This is a genomic window from Rhodococcus sp. 05-2254-5, assembly GCF_002258575.1.
Classification (GTDB): Bacteria; Actinomycetota; Actinomycetes; order Mycobacteriales; family Mycobacteriaceae; genus Rhodococcoides; species Rhodococcoides fascians.
On record NZ_NOZG01000002.1, the window covers coordinates 497,252 to 516,967 of the forward strand.

The 19,716-nt window shown below is 65.7% G+C and carries 25 protein-coding genes and 1 pseudogene; 21 read left to right on the forward strand and 5 right to left on the reverse strand.

What is annotated here, in order from left to right:
- The first annotated feature begins 12 nt into the window (after nt 1-12).
- Nucleotides 13-429 carry a DUF5997 family protein gene (locus CH278_RS03430; protein WP_027497299.1) on the forward strand — a complete coding sequence of 139 codons (417 nt, stop codon included), beginning with the start codon at nt 13-15 and terminating at the stop codon, nt 427-429.
- Here CH278_RS03430 and CH278_RS03435 read toward each other — a convergent pair.
- The 3 genes from CH278_RS03435 to rhtB are packed head-to-tail and all read right to left on the reverse strand — an operon-like array spanning nt 426 to nt 1,593.
- Entirely contained in the window at nt 426-809 is a 384-nt protein-coding gene (locus CH278_RS03435; protein WP_032370323.1) for a YchJ family protein, read from the reverse strand. The genes CH278_RS03430 and CH278_RS03435 overlap by 4 nt on opposite strands.
- A complete protein-coding gene (locus CH278_RS27350; RefSeq protein WP_169879459.1) occupies nt 806-970 on the reverse strand; it encodes a hypothetical protein in 165 nt (54 codons plus the stop codon). The genes CH278_RS03435 and CH278_RS27350 overlap by 4 nt, the downstream gene beginning before the upstream one ends.
- Nucleotides 967-1,593, reverse strand: coding sequence for a homoserine/homoserine lactone efflux protein (gene rhtB / locus CH278_RS03440; RefSeq protein WP_027497297.1), 627 nt, complete (start codon nt 1,591-1,593; stop codon nt 967-969). The genes CH278_RS27350 and rhtB overlap by 4 nt, the downstream gene beginning before the upstream one ends.
- Before the next feature lie 83 nt (nt 1,594-1,676).
- Here rhtB and CH278_RS03445 point away from each other — a divergent pair, with 83 nt between their 5' ends.
- From CH278_RS03445 to hisI, 12 genes are all read left to right on the forward strand, one after another.
- Entirely contained in the window at nt 1,677-2,144 is a 468-nt protein-coding gene (locus tag CH278_RS03445; protein ID WP_027497296.1) for an SRPBCC family protein, read from the forward strand.
- Between the two features lie 49 nt (nt 2,145-2,193).
- The gene (locus CH278_RS03450; protein ID WP_027497295.1) at nt 2,194-2,712 is read left to right on the forward strand and encodes a DinB family protein; all 519 of its coding nucleotides are present in this window, start codon (nt 2,194-2,196) and stop codon (nt 2,710-2,712) included.
- A gap of 89 nt (nt 2,713-2,801) precedes the next feature.
- Entirely contained in the window at nt 2,802-4,154 is a 1,353-nt protein-coding gene (gene hisD / locus CH278_RS03455; protein ID WP_094621223.1) for a histidinol dehydrogenase, read from the forward strand.
- Nucleotides 4,151-5,281, forward strand: a complete 1,131-nt coding sequence (locus CH278_RS03460; RefSeq protein ID WP_094621174.1) for a histidinol-phosphate transaminase — start codon at nt 4,151-4,153, stop codon at nt 5,279-5,281. The genes hisD and CH278_RS03460 overlap by 4 nt, the downstream gene beginning before the upstream one ends.
- Nucleotides 5,278-5,901 (forward strand): imidazoleglycerol-phosphate dehydratase HisB, encoded by a 624-nt coding sequence (hisB, locus tag CH278_RS03465; protein ID WP_027497292.1) that lies wholly within the window; start codon nt 5,278-5,280, stop codon nt 5,899-5,901. The genes CH278_RS03460 and hisB overlap by 4 nt, the downstream gene beginning before the upstream one ends.
- 61 nt (nt 5,902-5,962) lie before the next feature.
- On the forward strand, nt 5,963-7,069 hold the full coding sequence (locus CH278_RS03470) for an MFS transporter (RefSeq protein ID WP_094621175.1): 1,107 nt from the start codon (nt 5,963-5,965) through the stop codon (nt 7,067-7,069).
- A gap of 9 nt (nt 7,070-7,078) precedes the next feature.
- Complete coding sequence (hisH, locus tag CH278_RS03475; protein WP_032368073.1) at nt 7,079-7,708, forward strand: imidazole glycerol phosphate synthase subunit HisH; 630 nt, start codon at nt 7,079-7,081, stop codon at nt 7,706-7,708.
- Entirely contained in the window at nt 7,705-7,920 is a 216-nt protein-coding gene (locus CH278_RS03480; RefSeq protein ID WP_027497289.1) for a hypothetical protein, read from the forward strand. The genes hisH and CH278_RS03480 overlap by 4 nt, the downstream gene beginning before the upstream one ends.
- Before the next feature lie 83 nt (nt 7,921-8,003).
- Complete coding sequence (gene priA, locus CH278_RS03485) at nt 8,004-8,738, forward strand: bifunctional 1-(5-phosphoribosyl)-5-((5-phosphoribosylamino)methylideneamino)imidazole-4-carboxamide isomerase/phosphoribosylanthranilate isomerase PriA (RefSeq protein ID WP_032370327.1); 735 nt, start codon at nt 8,004-8,006, stop codon at nt 8,736-8,738.
- 6 nt (nt 8,739-8,744) lie between these two features.
- A complete protein-coding gene (locus tag CH278_RS03490; protein WP_032370328.1) occupies nt 8,745-9,575 on the forward strand; it encodes an inositol monophosphatase family protein in 831 nt (276 codons plus the stop codon).
- Entirely contained in the window at nt 9,572-10,345 is a 774-nt protein-coding gene (hisF, locus tag CH278_RS03495) for an imidazole glycerol phosphate synthase subunit HisF (protein ID WP_027497286.1), read from the forward strand. Before CH278_RS03490 ends, hisF begins: the two co-directional genes overlap by 4 nt.
- 14 nt (nt 10,346-10,359) lie before the next feature.
- Nucleotides 10,360-10,713 (forward strand): phosphoribosyl-AMP cyclohydrolase, encoded by a 354-nt coding sequence (gene hisI, locus CH278_RS03500; RefSeq protein ID WP_027497285.1) that lies wholly within the window; start codon nt 10,360-10,362, stop codon nt 10,711-10,713.
- Here the strand turns inward: hisI and CH278_RS03505 are convergent.
- Nucleotides 10,704-11,210 (reverse strand): MarR family winged helix-turn-helix transcriptional regulator, encoded by a 507-nt coding sequence (locus CH278_RS03505; RefSeq protein ID WP_045841353.1) that lies wholly within the window; start codon nt 11,208-11,210, stop codon nt 10,704-10,706. The genes hisI and CH278_RS03505 overlap by 10 nt on opposite strands.
- A gap of 88 nt (nt 11,211-11,298) precedes the next feature.
- Nucleotides 11,299-11,760 carry a peroxiredoxin gene (locus tag CH278_RS03510; RefSeq protein ID WP_027497283.1) on the reverse strand — a complete coding sequence of 154 codons (462 nt, stop codon included), beginning with the start codon at nt 11,758-11,760 and terminating at the stop codon, nt 11,299-11,301.
- A 104-nt stretch (nt 11,761-11,864) separates the two neighbouring features.
- Between CH278_RS03510 and CH278_RS03515 the strand changes: the two genes are divergently transcribed.
- From CH278_RS03515 to CH278_RS27885, 8 genes and pseudogenes are all read left to right on the forward strand, one after another.
- Nucleotides 11,865-13,421 (forward strand): anthranilate synthase component I, encoded by a 1,557-nt coding sequence (locus CH278_RS03515; protein WP_228139413.1) that lies wholly within the window; start codon nt 11,865-11,867, stop codon nt 13,419-13,421.
- Nucleotides 13,418-14,083 carry a TIGR02234 family membrane protein gene (locus tag CH278_RS03520; protein ID WP_094621176.1) on the forward strand — a complete coding sequence of 222 codons (666 nt, stop codon included), beginning with the start codon at nt 13,418-13,420 and terminating at the stop codon, nt 14,081-14,083. The genes CH278_RS03515 and CH278_RS03520 overlap by 4 nt, the downstream gene beginning before the upstream one ends.
- 79 nt (nt 14,084-14,162) lie before the next feature.
- A complete protein-coding gene (gene trpC / locus CH278_RS03525) occupies nt 14,163-14,972 on the forward strand; it encodes an indole-3-glycerol phosphate synthase TrpC (RefSeq protein WP_027497280.1) in 810 nt (269 codons plus the stop codon).
- A 120-nt stretch (nt 14,973-15,092) separates the two neighbouring features.
- Nucleotides 15,093-16,364: a tryptophan synthase subunit beta gene (gene trpB / locus CH278_RS03530; protein WP_094621224.1), complete on the forward strand. Its 1,272-nt coding sequence runs from the start codon at nt 15,093-15,095 to the stop codon at nt 16,362-16,364.
- Nucleotides 16,361-17,164 carry a tryptophan synthase subunit alpha gene (gene trpA / locus CH278_RS03535; RefSeq protein ID WP_027497278.1) on the forward strand — a complete coding sequence of 268 codons (804 nt, stop codon included), beginning with the start codon at nt 16,361-16,363 and terminating at the stop codon, nt 17,162-17,164. Before trpB ends, trpA begins: the two co-directional genes overlap by 4 nt.
- Complete coding sequence (gene lgt, locus CH278_RS03540) at nt 17,161-18,147, forward strand: prolipoprotein diacylglyceryl transferase (RefSeq protein ID WP_032374326.1); 987 nt, start codon at nt 17,161-17,163, stop codon at nt 18,145-18,147. Before trpA ends, lgt begins: the two co-directional genes overlap by 4 nt.
- Nucleotides 18,140-19,036 carry a TM2 domain-containing protein gene (locus CH278_RS28140; RefSeq protein ID WP_045841245.1) on the forward strand — a complete coding sequence of 299 codons (897 nt, stop codon included), beginning with the start codon at nt 18,140-18,142 and terminating at the stop codon, nt 19,034-19,036. The genes lgt and CH278_RS28140 overlap by 8 nt, the downstream gene beginning before the upstream one ends.
- Before the next feature lie 145 nt (nt 19,037-19,181).
- Nucleotides 19,182-19,688 (forward strand): annotated as a pseudogene (locus tag CH278_RS27885) (TM2 domain-containing protein); the annotation flags it as partial.
- Nucleotides 19,689-19,716 lie beyond the last annotated feature (28 nt).

Sequence of the window (19,716 nt, forward strand, 5' to 3'; positions counted from 1 at the left end):
TAAGCTGGTCCGGTGAGCCCGGAGAACAAACAGCAGACCATGAAGCCATTGACCGCGGCGAACAAGCTCGGCATCTATCTACCCGCAGCGCCGGAAGAGTTCCAGAACTCGATGATCAGCAGATCCGACCTGGACGCCCTGCGCAGCGATCCGCCGCAGTGGCTGACCGACTTGCAGACCGACGGACCCTTCCCCCGCGACGTGATCGCGAAGAAGCTCGACGTGTCCATCGCCGGATTGGCACGCGGCGGAGTCACCGAAGCGTTGACCAGTGTGGAGATCGAGGAACTGATCGCCAGCCCACCGCAGTGGCTGGTACGCGAGCGTCGGACTCAGATCCAGGTTCGCAAGGATGCCGAGCGCATCAAGGAGAAGCAGGAAGCGCGTCGCACCGCGGGCAATCGGCCCACGAAACTACGCAACCTCTAGGGAGCGACGACTCCGTCGAGGTAGCGCCACCGGCCGTCGACCCGGACGAAACGGCTGATCTCCGACATCGTGCCGGCACCGTCGGGATGCTTGTACCGTGCCTCGAACTGCACGGTGCCGGTCTCGTCGAAAAGTCCGCCTGCGTCGGCAGCGAGGACGTCGAGCCGATACCACCGTTGGTCGGGGTCCAACTCCAGCTCAGCCGGAGCGGTGTCGGGATGCCAGGACGTCCGCAGGTAGGCGACGTCGCCGACGGCAAACGCGGTGAAGCGCGAGCGCATCAGCTTCTCCGCCGTCGGTGCATCGACGGGGCCCGTCAGGTACGGCTCGCAACACGCATCGAACGTGTCGCCGCTCGAACACGGACACCGTGTACTCACTCGTCGACCTCCACTTCGACTGTGTACGTGCCGAGTTCGTGCTCGTCCCGCTTACCCACGTCCTGAATCCAGGTGTTGGCTTCGAGCAGAGTGTCGAACAGCCCCAACGGAATCGGATCTCCGCCGAGCGCATTCTTCATGATCACGCGGTATTTCCTCATGGGGTCACCCTTCGTACCGTGGCCAGAAATGTTGCGGCGGCAAAGAACAGGCCGGCGAACGTGCGGTTCATGGTCTTCTGCTGACGGTGGGACCGCATCATGCGGAGGACTCGCGATGCCAGAGAGGTGTAACCGGTCATCACCAGCATGTCGACGACGACCATGGTCGCCGCGATGGCGAGATACTGGGTGATCAGCGGCCGCGCTGGGTCGAGAAACTGGGGCAGCACAGCGACCATGAACACGACGGCTTTCGGGTTGCTCGCGTTGACGAGAAATCCTCGCGCGAGCATCGTCGTGCCTCGATCCGCCACCGCGGGGGCGTCCGCTACTTCGGACGGAGCCGACCGCCACTGGCGAATGCCGAGGTAGACCAGATAGGCGACACCGAACCACTTGATCGCGGTGAAGGCCAGGGCCGAATTGGCCAGGACAGCACCGAGTCCGACTGCGACGATGCCGATCTGGACCAGCAGGCCGATCTGCAGCCCGAAGATGTTCCAGTAGCCGCGGCGCAGGCCGTAGCGCAGACCTGTGGACATCGACGCGATGGCTCCGGCTCCGGGAGACAGACTGATGACGATGCTCGCGCCGAGGAAGGCGAGCCACACTGACCAGGACATGTGTTCATTGAACTACGCCCGTCAATTCGCATTCTGCGCGGTGGCCGGGTGTCGATACGGTCATTGCGGGGTAGACGCTGCAGATGGCAGACATCAGAACCATCGACAGCGGTCCCCAGCAGGTCACGAGACAGACCGAGGTTCGGGCACCGGCAGCCGAACTGTTCGACATCGTGGCCGATCCCACCCGGCACGGCGAGCTGGACGGATCCGGCACAGTCAAGGACACCGTCCGTGGACCCGAGAGGCTGAGCAGCGGCGCGAAATTCTCCGTCGGCATGAAGCAGTACGGCGTGCCGTACAAGATCACCAGCACCGTGACCGAATTCGTGGATGCGGATCGACACAAGATCATCGAGTGGCAGCACCCGATGGGCCACAGCTGGCGCTGGGAATTCGAGGAGAAGCAGCCGGGCCTGACCACTGTCACCGAGAGCTTCGTCTACGGCACCGCCAAGGTTCCGAAAATGCTCGAGTTGTTCAAGATGCCGCAGAAGAATGCGCAGGGCATCACGAGCACACTGCACAATCTGGCTGCTCGTTACGCCTGACCTCTCGGACAGCCCGTGGCGGTACGGGCCCTGCTCTACAGTGACCCGCATGCCGATCGAACCCGATACCAAGAACTGGACGTGGGTCCTCGACAGTGCCTGCCCCGACTGCGGGTTCGACTCGAGCTCCGTCGAATACGACGCCGTACCCGCGTTGATCCGCGCTGACGTGGATCGGTGGATCGCAGTGCTCCGTCGCGAGGACGCGGCAGTGCGTCCCGACGATTCGACATGGTCGGCGCTCGAATACAGCGCACATGTTCGGGATGCACACCGCATATTCCGCACTCGGTTGGCGCTGGTGCTGACCGAGGACGATCCCGAGTTCGACAACTGGGACCAGGACGCCACGGCCGTGGCCGAGAACTACAACGCGCAGAATCCGGCGACGGTGGCGTCGGAACTCGGGGAAGCGGCACATGCGTTGGCCGACGCCTTCTCGGCTGTGCCGCCGGAAGACCGTGATCGCAGAGGGCGACGCAGCGACGGTTCCCACTTCACCGTCGAAACTCTGGCGGCCTACTACATTCACGATCCCATCCACCATCTGTGGGACGTGCGGGGCTGAGCCGAATTCGGTGGAACTATCCTGGTGGTTCGGACAACACTGATTCGACCGAACCCCGGCACCGAACCGACTCCACGAAGGGGCCCACTATGCCTGCCCGCATCGAGCTCGCCCGCGTCGATCTACGCGGACGAACTCCATCCACTGCCGAACTACGCGGCGCTCTTCCCCGAGGCGGAGTGGATGTCGATTCGGTGCTGCACCAGGTTCGGCCCGTCGTCGACGCCGTCAAGGAACGTGGGGCCGACGCGGCCCTCGAGTTCAGCGAGAAGTTCGACGGAGTCCGACCGGACCGCGTTCGGGTTCCGCAGCAGGAATTGGTTCGAGCTCTCGACGAGCTGGACCCGGCCGTCCGGGCCGCCCTCGAGGTCGCGATCGAGCGAACCCGACTGGTGCACTCGGATCAACGCCGCACCGACCACACCACCCAGGTGGTGCCCGGCGGCACGGTGACCGAGCGCTGGATTCCGGTCGATCGCGTGGGTCTCTACGTGCCCGGTGGCAACGCTGTGTACCCGTCGTCGGTCGTGATGAACGTGGTGCCTGCGCAGATCGCTGGCGTCGGTTCGCTGGTGGTGGCGTCGCCGCCGCAGAAGAACTTCGGTGGATTACCCCACCCGACGATCCTGGCGGCCGCGCAGCTCCTCGGAGTCGACGAGGTCTGGGCCGTCGGCGGCGGTCAGGGCATCGCTCTGCTCACGTACGGCGGTGTCGACACCGACGGCGAAGAACTGGCACCGGTCGATCTGATTACCGGCCCGGGCAACATCTACGTCACGGCGGCCAAGCGACTGTGTCGTTCGCTCATCGGAATCGACTCCGAGGCAGGCCCTACCGAGATCGCGATTCTCGCCGACGCCACCGCAGACCCGATCCACGTGGCAGCAGACCTGATCAGTCAAGCCGAGCACGACGTGATGGCCGCCAGTGTGCTGGTGACCGACAGCCTCGAACTCGCCGATGCCGTCGACGAGGCTGTCAATGCGCAGATGGCGTCCACCCGGCACGCGGAACGCGTCACCACGGCGCTGAGCGGTAGCCAGTCCGGAATCGTTCTGGTCGACGACGTCACACAGGGCCTGGCCGTGGTCAACGCCTATGCGGCCGAACACCTGGAGATTCAGACGAAGGACGCGTCCGACGTCGCCGCTCGCGTGCGCAGCGCCGGCGCTGTATTCGTGGGGGCGTGGTCACCGGTCAGCTTGGGTGATTACTGCGCCGGGTCGAATCACGTACTGCCGACGGCAGGGTGCGCTCGGCATTCGTCCGGCCTGAGTGTGCAAACGTTCCTGCGGGGGATCCACGTGGTGGACTACAGTGAGGCCGCGCTGAAAGACGTTGCTGCGCACGTCATCGCGCTGGCCAACGCAGAAGATCTCCCGGCTCACGGTGAGGCCGTTCGGCTGCGTTTCGAGGGGTTGCGTACCGGTGGTGCATCATGAGTGATGCTCTGGGGCAAGCGATTTCGCTCGACGACCTGCCGTTGCGCGAGGCGCTGATCGGCAAGTCGCCGTACGGCGCGCCGCAGCTCACCGTGCCGGTTCAGTTGAACACCAACGAGAATCCACACCCGCCGACGCAGGCACTGATCGACGACGTCGCCGAATCGGTGCGTATCGCCGCGGCGCAGTTGCACCGGTATCCGGATCGCGACGCGGACGACTTGCGAGCCGACCTGGCGCGGTATCTCACCGGGCAGACCGGCTTTGCGGTCGACACTGCCAACGTGTGGGCGGCCAACGGCTCCAACGAGATTCTGCAGCAACTCCTCCAGGCCTTCGGTGGGCCGGACCGTACCGCGCTGGGTTTCGTGCCGTCGTACTCGATGCACCCGATCATTTCGTCGGGGACTCAGACCGAGTGGATTCCGGCGCAGCGTCGGGCGGATTTCTCTCTCGACGTCGACTACGCCGTGCAGGCGATCGAGGAGCGTAAGCCGGACGTCGTGTTCGTGACCAGCCCCAACAATCCGACCGGGCACAGTATCGACGAGGCAGATCTACGTCGAATCCTCGACGCCGCACCGGGAATCGTCGTGGTCGACGAGGCGTACGCCGAATTCTCCTCGGCGGCAAGCGCAATCGGATTGATCGAGAGCTACCCCAGCAAGATCGTCGTCAGTCGGACCATGAGCAAGGCGTTCGCGTTCGCCGGCGGACGGCTGGGATACCTCGTTGCGGCCCCGGCCGTGATCGACGCAATGCTGTTGGTGCGCTTGCCCTATCACCTCTCGGTGGTCACACAAGCCGCCGCTCGGGCCGCGTTGCGGCATGCCGACGACACCCTCGCGAGCGTGGCCGAACTGTCGGCCGAACGCGATCGTGTTGCCGAAACACTCGCCGACCAGGGATACGACGTGATCCCGTCCGACGCCAACTTCCTGCTCTTCGGCCGATTCGCCGATGCCGCCCGGACGTGGCAGCGATATCTCGACGACGGCGTCCTCATTCGCGACGTCGGTATTCCCGGGTATCTGCGTGTCACCATCGGACTCGCCCACGAGAACGACCGATTCCTCACCGTCAGCTCGGAACTCGCATCGACCGAAAGAGCAGAGGCACTGCAGTGACCACACCCGCTCCCCGTATCGCCAAGATCGAGCGCACCACCAAGGAATCCGACATCTCCGTCGAGCTGAACCTCGACGGCACCGGCATCGTCGACATCTCCACCGGCGTGCCGTTCTACGACCACATGCTCACTGCCCTCGGCACCCATGCCCGCTTCGATCTCACTGTGCGGGCCAAGGGCGACATCGAGATCGAGGCGCATCACACGGTCGAGGACACTGCGATCGTGCTCGGGCAAGCGTTGGGCCAAGCCCTCGGCGACAAGTCCGGCATCACCCGCTTCGGCGACTCGTTCATTCCGATGGACGAGACACTCGTGCATGCGGCGGTCGACGTGTCCGGCCGTCCCTACTGCGTGCACACCGGCGAGCCGGACTACATGGTGCACTCGGTGATCGGCGGCTACCCGGGTGTTCCTTACTCCACCGTGATCAACAAGCATGTGTTCGAGACCTTGGCGTCCAACGCTCGGATCGCGTTGCATGTCCGCGTCATCTACGGCCGCGACCAGCACCACATCACCGAGGCGGAGTTCAAGGCCGTCGCTCGGGCGCTGCGTCAGGCCACCGAATACGACCCTCGGGTCACCGGAATTCTCTCCACCAAGGGCAGTCTGTGATCGGTCGAGCGGTGCTCGTGCGTTGAGTGGTCTGAGTTCGATTCGTGGCCTCCCGGCCGCGATGGCCATGGGTGCGGCCGCGTTCGGCGGCTGGGGCCTGTTGCTCCCGGTGGTTCCGCTGGCGGTGTCGCAATCGGGTTCGTCCGATGCGGTGGCGGCAGCCAGCACCGCGATCTTCATGGCCACCACGGTCATCACCCAACTGTTCGTACCCGCGATGTTGGTTCGCGTCGGCCATCGGCCCGTGCTTGCGGCCGGCTGCCTGCTTCTGGGTGTTCCCGCGTTGCTGTTCATCGTGTCGGTGCAGGCTGTACCGGCACTGGCCGTATCGGCGCTGCGGGGCACGGGTTTCGGAATGTTGACGGTCGCCGGGGCCGCCATCGTCGCCGAGTTGGCACCGACCCACTTGCTCGGCCGCGCGACGGGAGCACAGGGGATCGCGGTCGCGTTGTCGCAGATGGTGACGTTGCCGCTGGGCCTGGTGATCTTCGCCGTCAGTCCGACGGCAGTGTTCGTACTGGGGGCTCTGGTTCCCGCTGCGGGGTTGATCGGGGTGGCTCTGTTGCCGCCGACCCGGCCCGCACCGCAACCGGCTCGGGTCGACCGGGTCCGCCTCGACGCCCGGCGGTTCCTGGTGCCGTGCCTCGTCGTTGCGTCGGTGTCGGCGTCGTACGGCGGCATCACCAGTCTGCTGCCGATCGCCGAATCCGAGCGAGCCGCGATGATCGGCGTGGCCCTCGCCGTGGTCAGTGCCGCGATGCTGGTCGGTCGATATGCCGCCGGCTCGGTTGCCGATCGCATCGGAATCGGCCGGTCGGTGGTGCCTGCGCTCATCTCCGCGGCCCTGGGCGTCGGTTTGTTCGCCGTTGCCGCCGCAGGTGACATGCCTGCCGCACTGTTCTTCGTCGCCGCGGTGTTGTTCGGAATCGGTTACGGCGCATGCCAGAACGACAGTCTGGTGATGGCCTTCGACGCGGCAGGGCCCGCGCGGTACAGCAGCGCCAGCGCCGTGTGGAACATCAGCTTCGATGCCGGTACCGGCGCAGGGGCGCTCGCCCTCGGTGTGATCGCGACGAGTGTGGGCTACACCGCCGGGTTCACTGCAGGTGCAGCCACCGTTGCCGTTGTCGCGGCGGTGGCACTGATCGCGCGTCCACGTCCCCGATAGACTCGTTCCATGACTTCTGTGGTGTTGCTCGACTACGGCTCGGGCAATCTGCACTCGGCGAAAAGGGCGTTGGCCCGCGTCGGTGCCGACGTGACGGTGACCTCCGACTTCGACGAAGCCCTGAATGCAGAAGCGCTGGTGGTTCCCGGGGTCGGTGCATTCGCCGCCTGTATGGAGGGTCTGACGGCCGTTCGAGGTGAGCGCATCATCGGGCGTCGTCTCGCGGGTGGCCGCCCGGTACTGGGAATTTGCGTCGGCATGCAGATCCTCTTCGATCGCGGTGTCGAGTTCGGCGTCGAGGCGGACGGGTGCGGCGAATGGCCGGGCACTGTCGAACGCCTGCAGGCCGAAGTGCTTCCGCACATGGGTTGGAACACCGTCGAGGCTCCGGAGAACAGCGTGCTGTTCGACGGCATCGACCGCGAGACACGGTTCTATTTCGTCCATTCCTACGCCGCGCAGCAGTGGGAGCTCGAACCGAGCGAGACCATCGCCGCCCCGTTGCTCACGTGGGCCGATCACGGTGGCCGCTTCCTCGCTGCCGTGGAGAACGGCGCGCTCTCGGCCACACAGTTTCACCCGGAGAAGTCCGGCGACGCCGGTGCCGCGTTGCTCGAGAACTGGGTTCGATCGGTGTGAGCGAACGCGAGTTCTCGCTCGGCCGGTTGGCGTTTCGAGCGCTCGGGGCGGCAGTTGCGGTACTCGCCCTCGCGACCGTGTCGATCGCTGTGTGGCAGCCCACCGCCGGCGTTGCTCTGCTCATCGCGTTGGCCGGAGTTGTCGGGGCGATCACGGCCATGGGGGTCGTGTCCACGCGCATGACGCGCAAGGAACTCGGTCCCGACAGCTGACGGGCCGTCCCGGCGGCCTGCGGATCCAGGCAGTGCTGACCCGTTTTGAATTCGACGCGAGTCGGCCCGTAGCATAACCGCACGTGAGCCTGGTCTTATTGCCTGCTGTCGATGTCGCAGGCGGCGAAGCTGTCCGTCTCGTTCAAGGGGAAGCCGGTAGCGAAACGAAGTACGGTTCGCCCCGTGATGCCGCCCTGGCGTGGCAGAACGACGGCGCCGAGTGGGTCCATCTGGTGGATCTCGATGCCGCGTTCGGGCGCGGGTCCAACCGTGAACTGTTGGCCTCGGTCGTCGGTGAGCTCGATGTGAAGGTCGAGCTCTCGGGCGGAATTCGCGACGACGATTCCCTGCGTGCCGCCCTCGCAACCGGATGCGCACGCGTCAACCTGGGTACGGCGGCTCTGGAAGACCCCGAGTGGTGCGCTCGTGCGATCGGCGAATTCGGCGATCGTGTCGCGGTCGGCCTCGACGTGCTGATGGTGGACGGCGCGCCTCGTCTGCGTGGCCGCGGTTGGGTCAGCGACGGCGGTGGCCTGTGGGAGGTACTCGAGCGGCTCGAACGCGACGGCTGCTCGCGGTACGTCGTCACCGACGTCACCAAGGACGGCACCCTGACCGGCCCGAACCTCGAACTTCTCGCCGACGTGTGCGACAGGACCGACAAGCCGGTCATCGCGTCCGGCGGCGTGTCGACGATCGCCGACCTCGAAGCGATCGCCGGACTGGTCGACCGTGGCGTGGAGGGATCCATCGTCGGAAAAGCCTTGTACGCCGGGCGTTTCACACTGCCCGATGCCCTCTCGGCAGTGTCTCGGTAACGACGAATGACCCTTCCCGAGGAACCGAGTCGTCTGCTCGAGATCGCCGGTGGGTTGCTCGACGGCATCCATGATCGGTTCCTCGCGGGCGTCGGCGCACCGAGTGCCGTGCAGAAGGGCCCCGACGACTTCGCCACCGCGGTGGATCTCGAACTCGAGCGTCGTCTGGGCGCGGAACTGTACGACGCCACCGGAATCGCCGTTCACGGTGAAGAGTTCGGCGGTCCCGATCTGAACTCCGGTCTCGTATGGGTACTCGACCCGATCGACGGCACATTCAACTACTCGTCCGGATTGCCCTCTGCCGGAACGTTGTTGGCGTTGCTCGATGACGGGGTGCCGGTCCTCGGGCTCACGTGGCTACCACTGGTGAATCAGCGATTCTCTGCCGTGGCGGACGGCCCGTTGCTTCTGAACGGGGCCCCGCTACCCGCACTGCAACCGAAGTCGTTGCGCGAGTCGATGATCGGGTTCGGTGCGTTCAACGTTGCCAGCCGTGGATCCATCCCCGGCCGCTTCCGGTTTCGCATTCTCGAAGAGTTGTCGATGCACTCCTCGCGGCTGCGCATGCACGGTGCCACCGGAGTCGATCTGGCGTACACCGCCAGCGGCGTACTGGGCGGCGCGGTGGTCTTCGGATACCGCGCCTGGGACAACGCTGCCGGGGCCCTGCTGGTTCGTGCTGCGGGCGGAATCGTCACCGATCTCGCAGGCCGACCGTGGACCATCGATTCGAAGTCGGTGCTCGCGGCCGGCCCCGGAGTACACGGCGAACTGCTGAAGGTGATCACCGAACTCGGTGCACCCGGCGACTATCTGGAAGGACCGGTGCGATGAGCGTTGCGGTCAGAGTGATCCCGTGCCTCGACGTCGATGCCGGACGTGTCGTCAAGGGCGTCAACTTCGAAAACCTCCGCGACGCAGGTGATCCCGTCGAGCTCGCGGCAGCGTACGACGCACAGGGAGCCGACGAACTGACGTTCCTGGACGTCACGGCGTCCACATCCGATCGAGGAACCATGCTCGACGTCGTCAGCCGCACCGCCGAGCAGGTGTTCATTCCCCTGACCGTCGGTGGGGGAGTACGCACTGTCGCCGACGTCGACCTACTGCTGCGGGCCGGTGCCGACAAGGTCAGCGTCAACACCGCAGCCATCGCTCGGCCGGAGTTGCTGCGCGAGCTCAGTGAGCGATTCGGGTCCCAGTGCATCGTCCTGTCGGTGGATGCACGCACCGTCCCGCAGGGACAGCAGGACACCCCGTCGGGCTGGGAAGTCACCACCCACGGCGGCAAGCGTGGAACCGGTATCGACGCCGTCGAATGGGCAGTACGCGGTGCCGAACTGGGAGTCGGTGAGATCCTTCTCAATTCGATGGATGCCGACGGCACGAAGGCCGGATTCGACCTGCCGATGATCGCGGCGGTCCGGTCCGCCGTGCACGTTCCCGTCATCGCCAGCGGAGGAGCAGGGCGCGTCGAACATTTCGCGCCCGCCGTCCACGCCGGAGCCGACGCCGTCCTCGCCGCAAGCGTGTTCCACTTCGGGGACCTCACCATCGGCCAGGTCAAAGAATCGATGCGCGCCGAGCGCATCGTCGTCCGCTAGCGAAGAGGTTTTCGATGACTCTCGACCCGACGCTGTCCGCCCGGCTCAAGCGAAACGAAGCCGGACTGTTCAGTGCTGTGGTGCAGGAGCGCTCGACCGGCCAGGTACTGATGGTTGCCTGGATGGACGACGAAGCGTTGTCGCGCACGCTCGCGACGCGCAAGGGCACCTACTACTCCAGGTCCAGGCAGCAGTACTGGGTCAAAGGCGAGACCTCGGGGCACACGCAGTACGTGCACGAGGTCCGGCTCGATTGTGACGGGGACACAGTGCTGTTGGTCGTCGACCAGATCGGCGCGGCATGCCACACCGGCACCCACACCTGCTTCGACTCCGACGTGCTGTTGGGGCCCGCGGCTCAGGCGTGACCGGTTCCTGCGGCAATTCCCTTGTCCAGCTGAGTGAGTAGCGTCGTGCTCAGAGTCGACAGTCGACCCACCTCCGCGTCGGACAGTCCGTCGAATATCAGAGCCTGCACTGTTTCGACGTGTCCTGGCGCCGATGCCACGACCTTCTCCATGCCGGCGTCGGTCAGCACCGCATAGGAACCGCGGCTCCCCGGGATACTTTCGCGGCGAACCCATCCCGCCTTCTCGAGCTTGGTGACCACGTGCGACAGACGTGAAAGCGACGCGTTGGCGTACTCCGCGAGATCGCGCAGTTGAATTCGTCGCTGTGGGTTCTCGCTGACGACCGCGAGGACGAAGTAATCGAAGTGGGTCAACTGCGAATCGCGTTGCAGCTGGGCGTCCAATGCTGCGGGCAGTCGGGTGACCAGGGCGACGAGCGCGCGCCACGCCTCTTGCTGGCTCTCGGTGAGCCAGCGGGGATCCACCGCATCATTCGGTGTCGCCGACGTGTCCATCGCGGGTACCTCTCGATCGAGACAGTTGTGTTCTGCACATGATGCCTCGAGCATCCCCGGGCCCGAGGCATCGCGTCGAACAATCGGCCTAGCTGCGGTGCGCGCGCAGGTATTCCAGCGCCTTGTCCGCGTGGGCCTCGAATCGCAGCTCACTGGAGAAACTCTCGAGGACCTTGCGGTCGGTACCGATGACGAACGTCGCGCGCTTGACCGGGGAGAGCTTGGCGAGCAGGCCGCGCTTGACCCCGAATGCGGTCGCGACGGCACCGTCCTCGTCGGAGAGCAACGGATAGTCGAACGATTTGGCGGCGGCGAACTCGGCCTGCTTGGCGACCGCGTCGGCGCTGATGCCGACCCGGGTGGCACCCACCTCGGCGAATTCGCCTGCGAGATCGCGGAAATGGCAGGCTTCGGCGGTGCATCCGGGGGTGAATGCAGCCGGGTAGAAGAACAGCACTATCGGACCGTCGGTAAGCAATTCGGTCAGCGTTCGCAGCTTTCCGGTCTGGTCCGGCAGGGAAAAATCGGGAACGAGCTCGCCTGGTTTCATGGTCGGCAGGTTACCGCGCGCGAGGGTGTCGCCGCCGAACCTGGGAGGATGGGGTCATGCACGGCGAGACGACTCCCCACACGAGCCCCACCGAGACCGCATCCATGGACGCCGCACCCATCGACGCCCAACCCACCGATGCCGCGGACTCGACCACGTCCCGGGAGGTGTTCCGCCAGCTCGCCGCCGAGCATCGAGTGGTGCCGGTGACGCGAAAGGTGCTCGCCGACTCCGAAACTCCGTTGTCGGCGTACCGCAAGCTTGCCGCCGACCGACCCGGAACGTTCTTGCTCGAATCCGCGGAGAACGGGCGGTCGTGGTCGAGATGGTCGTTCATCGGTGCGGGTGCGCCTGCGGCGCTGACGGTGGTCGACGGCGAGGCGGCGTGGCGCGGCAACGTGCCCGCAGGTGTCCCGAGCGGCGGTGACCCCCTCGACGTGTTGGCTCGAACCTTGGAGCTACTCCATTCCGAGCGCGTGCCGGGCCTGCCGCCGTTGACCGGCGGAATGGTCGGATATCTCGGATACGACTCGGTGCGGCGCATCGAGAAGCTGCCCGAACATGCGCAGGACGACCTCGGCATCCCCGAGATGGTCATGTTGCTGGCCACCGATCTGGCGGCCGTGGACCATCACGAAGGATCGATCACCCTGATCGCGAACGCGGTCAACTGGAACGGCACCGACGAGCACGTCGACCGGGCCTACGACGACGCGGTGAGTCGCCTGGACCGGATGTGCGCGGATCTGTCCGAGCCTGCTGCGTCGACGGTGTCGGTCTTCTCCAAGTCCGCGCCCCGTTTCCGCAGGCAGCGGACATCGGAGGGATTCGGTGCCGATGTCGAGCGGCTGGTCGAGGAGATCGAGGCCGGTGAAGCGTTTCAGGTGGTGCTCTCGCAGCGCTTCGAGATGGACACCGAGGCGTCTCCTCTCGACGTCTATCGCATGCTGCGGGCCTCGAATCCCAGCCCGTACATGTATCTGATGCACGTGCCGGGGGAGAACGACGAGACGGCGTTCTCGATCGTCGGATCCAGCCCCGAAGCTCTCGTGACGGTCAAGGACGGTCTCGCGACCACGCACCCGATCGCCGGTACGCGCTGGCGCGGTGCCTCCGAGGAGGACGACGTGCTGCTCGAGAAGGATCTGCTGGCCGACGAGAAGGAGAACGCGGAGCATCTGATGCTCGTCGATCTCGGTCGCAACGATCTCGGCCGAGTGTGTGCTCCCGGGACGGTGCGCGTGGGCGACTACCGCCATATCGAGCGCTACAGCCACGTCATGCACCTGGTGTCGACGGTGACGGGACGTCTCGCCGAGGGAAAGCGGGCTCTGGACGCAGTCAAGGCGTGCTTCCCCGCGGGCACGCTGTCGGGTGCACCCAAGGTGCGGGCGATGGAACTGATCGACGAGCTCGAGCCGACGCGGCGTGGCATCTACGGCGGCATCGTCGGCTATCTCGACTTCGCCGGGGACGCCGATACCGCAATCTCGATTCGCACCGCGCTCATCAAGGACGGCACGGCGTACGTGCAGGCCGGTGCCGGAGTCGTGGCCGACTCGGTAGCGGAGTACGAGGACGACGAAGCGAGGAACAAGGCCATGGCCGTGCTGAGTGCCGTCGCAGCAGCCGAAACGCTGCGTGAGGTCGGTGGCCGATGACCGAACGCTCCGGCGGCCGCGGATCGGCCGTTCTGCCTGTCGTGCTGCTCGTGGTTGCGGCCGCATGCCTGTGGGGTGCGTCCAGAATGACGTGGGTGAGCGTGACGTCCTCCGACGGTCTCGGCGAGAGCCGGACCGACGATCTCGTCGGCAGTATCTGGGCCGCGGCGACGACTCCTCTCGCCTTGGTGCTTGTCGCTGCTGTGGCGGCCTCGTTCGCGGTGCGCGGGTGGGCATCTCGGGTTCTGGCATTGCTCATCGCGGTGGTTGCGATCGCTGCGGCGATTCCGGCCGTTCGGCTACTCGCCGCGGGGGCTTCGGACTCGGAGGCGGCTGCGCTCGCCGAGCTCCCGGCTCGTGCCGAGGTGACGATGACGACGGCATCGACACTGCCCGCGCTGATCACGCTCGCAGGGGCCCTGTGTGCGTTCGCGGCGGCTGCCCTGTCGATTCGGAAATCTTTTGGCCCACAGGTACTCTCGTCCAAGTATGCAGCTCCGGCTGTGCGGCGCGACGAAGTGGCTCGCCGGGCCGCTGGAACCACGTCCGCCGTGGGTGCACAGGACGAGGGTGAAGACCTGACCGAGCGCATGATGTGGGACGCGCTCGATGCCGGTGAAGACCCTACCGACGAGTCCGGTACCCGGCGTTCGTCGGATTGATTCGGCCCTCTACGCTAGGTTCCGACCTCGATGAGATTCCTCACATCGAATGTCGACGCTCAGAAAGGACTGGGGCACCATGACTGTTCTCGACTCGATTCTCGACGGTGTACGAGCCGACGTCGCCGCGCGCGAATCGGTGATCGATTTCGCTGCGGTGAAGGCAGCAGCGAAGCTGGCCCCGGCACCTCTCGACGCGGCGGCTGCCCTCCGCGAGGACGGCATCGGCGTCATTGCCGAGGTCAAGCGTGCGAGCCCGTCCAAGGGCGCGTTGGCCGACATCGGTGATCCTGCGGTGCTCGCGCGTGCCTACGAGCAGGGTGGCGCCCGCGTCATCAGCGTGTTGACCGAAGAGCGTCGATTCCGGGGATCGCTCGCCGATCTCGACGCGGTGCGAGCCGCAGTCTCGATTCCTGTGCTGCGCAAGGATTTCATCGTCGGTCCGTACCAGATCCACGAGGCCCGAGCACACGGCGCGGACGTCATCCTGCTGATCGTCGCAGCCCTGGAGCAGGACGCACTCACGTCTCTTCTCGATCGCACGGAGTCACTCGGCATGACGGCACTCGTCGAGGTCCACACCGAGGCCGAGGCCGATCGCGCACTCGAGGCGGGTGCCAGCGTCATCGGTATCAACGCCCGCAACCTCAAGACCCTCGAGATCGATCGCGACAGTTTCGGCCGTATCGCGCCCGGTCTGCCCAGTGAGATCATTCGCGTTGCCGAGTCGGGAGTGCGGGGCACCGCCGACCTTCTCGCGTACGCCGGAGCCGGCGCCGACGCAGTGTTGGTCGGAGAAGGTCTGGTCACCGCGGGCGATCCGCGCACTGCGGTCTCGGACCTGGTGACGGCGGGCACGCACCCGTCGTGCCCGAAACCCGCACGCTGAACCGGCACCCCACCCGAACGCGGCGACGGTCCGCCGTTGGGGCACACTGGAGCGGTGAGCACCAGCCAAACTTCTTCCGCCGCGGACGCCCCTCAGGTAGTCCGCTTCAAGGGCGCTGATCTGCCGCAGAGCAGCATCGGCCTCACCGATCGCAGCGCGCACGAGCCCGATGTGGGCGGTCACTTCGGCGTGTACGGGGGCAGGTTCGTGCCCGAGGCGTTGATGGGTGTGATCGAGGAAGTCACCGCCGAGTACGAGAAAGTGCGCAGCGACAACGAGTTCCTCGGTGAGCTGGATCGGCTGCAGCGCGATTACACCGGTCGCCCGTCTCCGGTGTTCGAGGCGACCCGGTTGTCCGAGCACGCCGGTGGCGCTCGGATCCTGCTCAAGCGAGAAGACCTGAATCACACCGGTTCTCACAAGATCAACAACGTGCTCGGGCAAGTTCTGCTCGCGAAGCGAATGGGCAAGACTCGTGTCATCGCAGAGACCGGTGCCGGTCAGCACGGCGTCGCGACCGCCACGGCCTGTGCCCTCATGGGTCTCGACTGCGTCGTCTACATGGGTGAGGTCGACACCGAGCGCCAGGCCCTCAATGTCGCCCGGATGCGTTTGCTCGGGTCGGAAGTCATTTCAGTGAAGTCCGGTTCGCGCACTCTCAAGGACGCGATCAACGAGGCGCTGCGAGACTGGGTCACCCACGCCGACAACACTTATTACTGCTTCGGAACCGTCGCAGGACCGCATCCGTTCCCGGTGATGGTCCGCGATTTCCAGCGCATCATCGGCCTCGAAGCGCGGCAGCAGGTCCTCGCATCCACCGGCCGCCTGCCCGATGCCATCGCGGCCTGCGTCGGCGGCGGGTCCAACGCCATCGGCATCTTCCACGCATTCATCGACGACGCCGATGTCCGTCTCGTCGGTTTCGAGGCTGCCGGCGACGGAGTCGAGACCGGTCGCCACGCCGCGACCATCAGCGGTGGTACTCCCGGAGCCCTGCACGGTGCCTACTCGTACCTGTTGCAGAACGAGGACGGTCAGACCGTCGAATCCCACTCCATCTCAGCAGGATTGGACTATCCCGGGGTCGGACCCGAGCATTCGTACCTACACGACATCGGGCGCGCCGAGTACCGCGGCGTGACGGACACCGAGGCCATGAACGCCTTCAAGCTGCTGTGCCGCACCGAGGGCATCATCCCGGCCATCGAATCGTCGCACGCCATCGCCGGCGCACTCACCCTCGGCAAGGAACTGGGTGAAGGTGCCATCATCCTGGTCAACCTGTCCGGTCGCGGCGACAAGGACGTCGACACCGCAGCCGAGTGGTTCGGCCTGATCGACGGAGACGGCGAAGCGAACGTGGACGACGAAGCAGGTATCAAGCCATGAGCAACAACGACTCTCGCCTCTCCGGGACGTTCGCCCAGTGCCGTGCCGAAGGGCGCGCTGCACTCGTCGGATACCTGCCCGCCGGCTTTCCGACCGTGCCCCGGTCGATCGAGGTCTTCAAGACCATGGTCGATGCCGGGTGCGACATCGTCGAGGTCGGCATCCCGTACTCCGATCCGGTGATGGACGGCCCCACGATCCAAGCTGCTGCAGACGTGGCGCTGCGAGCCGGAGCCCGGGTCAAGGACGTCTTCGCCGTCACCGAGCAGGTCGCAGCCGCGGGTGGCAAAGCGGTCGTCATGACCTACTGGAATCTGGTGCTCAAATACGGCATCGAGAATTTCGCCCGGAGCCTCGCCGATGCGGGTGGACTCGGAATCATCACTCCCGACCTGATCCCCGACGAGGCTCAGGAATGGATCGAGGTCTCGGATCGGTACGGACTCGACCGAATCTTCCTCGTCGCACCGTCGACGACGGAGGAGCGACTCGTCAGCACCGTCGAAGCCAGCAGCGGCTTCGTCTACGCCGCCTCGACGATGGGCGTGACCGGTGCCCGCGACGCGGTGTCCTCGATGGCACCGGCGTTGGCGGCGCGTATCCGCGAGCATTCCGACATTCCGATCGGCGTCGGTCTCGGCGTTCGGTCGGGCGCACAGGCTGCCGAGATCGCGAAGTATGCCGATGCGGTCATCGTCGGCTCGGCTTTGGTGACCGCTGTCGACAACGGTCTCGACGCGGTTCGTGACCTGACGACCGAACTCGCCGAGGGTGTCCGCTCCGCTAACGTAGCGTCGTGACTTCGACCGCCTTCCTGGCCTACATTCCCAGTCCCGCGCAGGGGGTGTGGCACGTCGGACCGCTCGCGCTCCGTGCCTACGCCCTGTTCATCATCATCGGCATCGTGGTGGCCGTGGTGTGGGGAGATCGCCGGTGGGTCGCTCGCGGCGGAACCAAGGGCACGGTCCTCGACGTCGCCGTGTGGGCCGTACCTTTCGGGCTTCTCGGTGGCCGGCTGTACCACGTGGCCACCGACTGGAAGACGTACTTCGGTGCCGGCGGTCGGCCGATCGAGGCGCTCTACGTGTGGAACGGCGGTCTCGGAATCTGGGGCGCGGTGTTCCTCGGCGGAGTCGGCGCGTGGATCGCGTGTCGTCGACGCGGCATCCCACTCCCGGCATTCGGTGACGCGGTAGGCCCGCCGATCCTGCTGGCCCAGGCAATCGGCCGCATCGGCAACTACTTCAACCAGGAGCTCTACGGTCGCGAAACCACGCAACCGTGGGGTCTCGAGATCTACGAGCGACTCGATGCGAACGGCCGGCTCGATCCTCTGAACGGCGTCTCCACCGGAATGGTCGAGAAGGTCGTCCACCCGACGTTCCTCTACGAACTGTTGTGGAGCGTCCTCGTCGTCGTCCTCCTGGTACTCGTCGATCGGAAGTACACGATCGGCCACGGTCGATTGTTCGCGCTCTACGTGGCCGGATACTGCGTCGGTCGGTTCTGGGTGGAACTCATGCGAGACGACTTCGCGACGAAGATCGCCGGCATTCGCGTGAACACTTTCACTTCGGCAATCATCTTCGTGCTGGCCGTCGCCTACTTCGTTCTCGCCACCAAGGGTCGCGAAGACCCAGCGGCATTGAAGTCGAACGACGACGACGGTCGCGACAGCGAAGACAAGACGGGTGACGAGTCCGCCGACGGCGATCCGCAGGAAGGCACGGGCGAGACATCGTCCGAGAAGAAAGCCGAGGAAGAAGGCAGTACCCGTGGTTGATTTCGAGAAGAGGGCACACCCCGACCCTGCTGATTCGGGCGGCGGCACCGACAAGTCGGCCGGCTCTTTCGGTACACCGTTCGACTACGACGCAACGGCCGAGGCGTCGCTCTCCGAGCCGCCCGCGACATCCGAGTCTGCACCCTCGCACGGTCCCGCCGGTTCTACCGGACCGGGCTGGGACACCTATTCGGGTATCGGCAACGGGCCCGGCTGGTCCAGTACTCCCAGCTATCCGGCCCCCAGCCCGGACGGAAGTATCGACAATTCGATCGGTGGCCTTCCGCCGTCCGCCGGTTACCCGACACCGGGATCCGAGTACCAGGGATACGGTCAGCCGGGATACGGCCAACAGTCGCCCTACGGTCCACCACAGGGGTACGGCCAGACCGGGGGATACGGCCAACAGGGGTATGGCCAGCAGGGGTACGGCCAGCACTCGGGCTACGGCCAGCAGTCGGGCTACGGCCAGCAGTCGGGCTACGGCCAGCAAGGGTACGGCCAGCAGGGGTACGGCCAGCAGGGGTATGGCCAGCAGGCCTATGGCCAAGCACAGGGCTTTTCGGCCGGGCCCGGTTTCGGTGTCGGACCCGACGCGCCGTACGGGCGGGATCCGGTCACCGGTGAACCGTTGTCGGACAAATCGAAGATCGTCGGTGGACTACTTCAGCTGTTCCTCGGCTGGCTCGGCGTGGGTCGTTTCTACATCGGTAGCACCGGAATCGGCGTCGCGCAGTTGCTGCTGTTCTTCTTCGGCGTGCTGCTGACCGTGGTGTTCGGTCTCGGCTTGATTCTGTTGTTCGGACTGTTCGTGTGGCATGTCGTGGACGCCGTGCTGATTCTCGTCGGCAATGTTCCCGACAGTCGCGGGCTCAAGCTGCGAGACTGATCGACCTACCCGTAGCGCGTCGTCGAGGGAGTTCGTTGTGAGTGATTCAGGTACATCGTCATCGGACGGATCGACACCGGGCGGATCGGCGGGAGACGGCTCGGGTTCGGAGCCCACCATCTCGTTCGAGAAGAACGCGGCACCGGGTCCGGTGTACGGCGCACCCGACCCCAGCTACGGGCCGCCGAATTGGGGCAGTGATCCGTACGGCGCGTCCGGAGGTGACGACCGTAGCTCCGGTGCACCGGACGGTCCACCGCCCGGTGCGGGTTACCCGCCGCCCCCGTTTCCGGGCGGTCCCCAATACGGAGGTCCCCAGTACGGAGGACCCCAGTACGGAGGACCCCACTACCCAGGCCCCCAGTACGCCGGTGCTCCCGGTTGGGTGGATCCGAGCGCTCCTTACGGACGGCATCCCGTCACCGGTGAACCGTTCTCGGACAAGCAGAAGCTCACTGCCGGGCTGCTGAACATCCTGCTGGGTGTTTTCGGGGCAGGACGCTTCTATTTGAATCAACCGGGAATTGCGGTGGCGCAGATCGCGGTCACGTGGCTCACGTGCGGCATCGGCGGTATCTGGCCGCTGATCGACGGGATCATGATGCTCACGGGCAGCGTGCGCGATGAACACGGGCGCCCCCTGCGCGACTGAGCCCAGTGCCGTTCGCGATTGCATCGTT

Coding starts and splice junctions, on each gene's coding strand:
- CH278_RS27350 (WP_169879459.1), bottom strand. CDS start 970: ATGAGGAAATACCGCGTGATCATGAAGAATGCGCTCGGCGGAGATCCG.
- CH278_RS03515 (WP_228139413.1), top strand. CDS start 11,865: ATGGACGCCGCACCCATCGACGCCCAACCCACCGATGCCGCGGACTCG.
- CH278_RS03460 (WP_094621174.1), top strand. CDS start 4,151: ATGAGTGATGCTCTGGGGCAAGCGATTTCGCTCGACGACCTGCCGTTG.
- hisF (WP_027497286.1), top strand. CDS start 9,572: ATGAGCGTTGCGGTCAGAGTGATCCCGTGCCTCGACGTCGATGCCGGA.
- hisI (WP_027497285.1), top strand. CDS start 10,360: ATGACTCTCGACCCGACGCTGTCCGCCCGGCTCAAGCGAAACGAAGCC.
- CH278_RS03510 (WP_027497283.1), bottom strand. CDS start 11,760: ATGAAACCAGGCGAGCTCGTTCCCGATTTTTCCCTGCCGGACCAGACC.
- hisH (WP_032368073.1), top strand. CDS start 7,079: ATGACTTCTGTGGTGTTGCTCGACTACGGCTCGGGCAATCTGCACTCG.
- trpA (WP_027497278.1), top strand. CDS start 16,361: ATGAGCAACAACGACTCTCGCCTCTCCGGGACGTTCGCCCAGTGCCGT.
- CH278_RS03505 (WP_045841353.1), bottom strand. CDS start 11,210: ATGGACACGTCGGCGACACCGAATGATGCGGTGGATCCCCGCTGGCTC.
- trpC (WP_027497280.1), top strand. CDS start 14,163: ATGACTGTTCTCGACTCGATTCTCGACGGTGTACGAGCCGACGTCGCC.
- CH278_RS03470 (WP_094621175.1), top strand. CDS start 5,963: ATGGCCATGGGTGCGGCCGCGTTCGGCGGCTGGGGCCTGTTGCTCCCG.
- CH278_RS03520 (WP_094621176.1), top strand. CDS start 13,418: ATGACCGAACGCTCCGGCGGCCGCGGATCGGCCGTTCTGCCTGTCGTG.
- CH278_RS03445 (WP_027497296.1), top strand. CDS start 1,677: ATGGCAGACATCAGAACCATCGACAGCGGTCCCCAGCAGGTCACGAGA.
- CH278_RS03450 (WP_027497295.1), top strand. CDS start 2,194: ATGCCGATCGAACCCGATACCAAGAACTGGACGTGGGTCCTCGACAGT.
- hisD (WP_094621223.1), top strand. CDS start 2,802: ATGCCTGCCCGCATCGAGCTCGCCCGCGTCGATCTACGCGGACGAACT.
- CH278_RS03490 (WP_032370328.1), top strand. CDS start 8,745: ATGACCCTTCCCGAGGAACCGAGTCGTCTGCTCGAGATCGCCGGTGGG.
- rhtB (WP_027497297.1), bottom strand. CDS start 1,593: ATGTCCTGGTCAGTGTGGCTCGCCTTCCTCGGCGCGAGCATCGTCATC.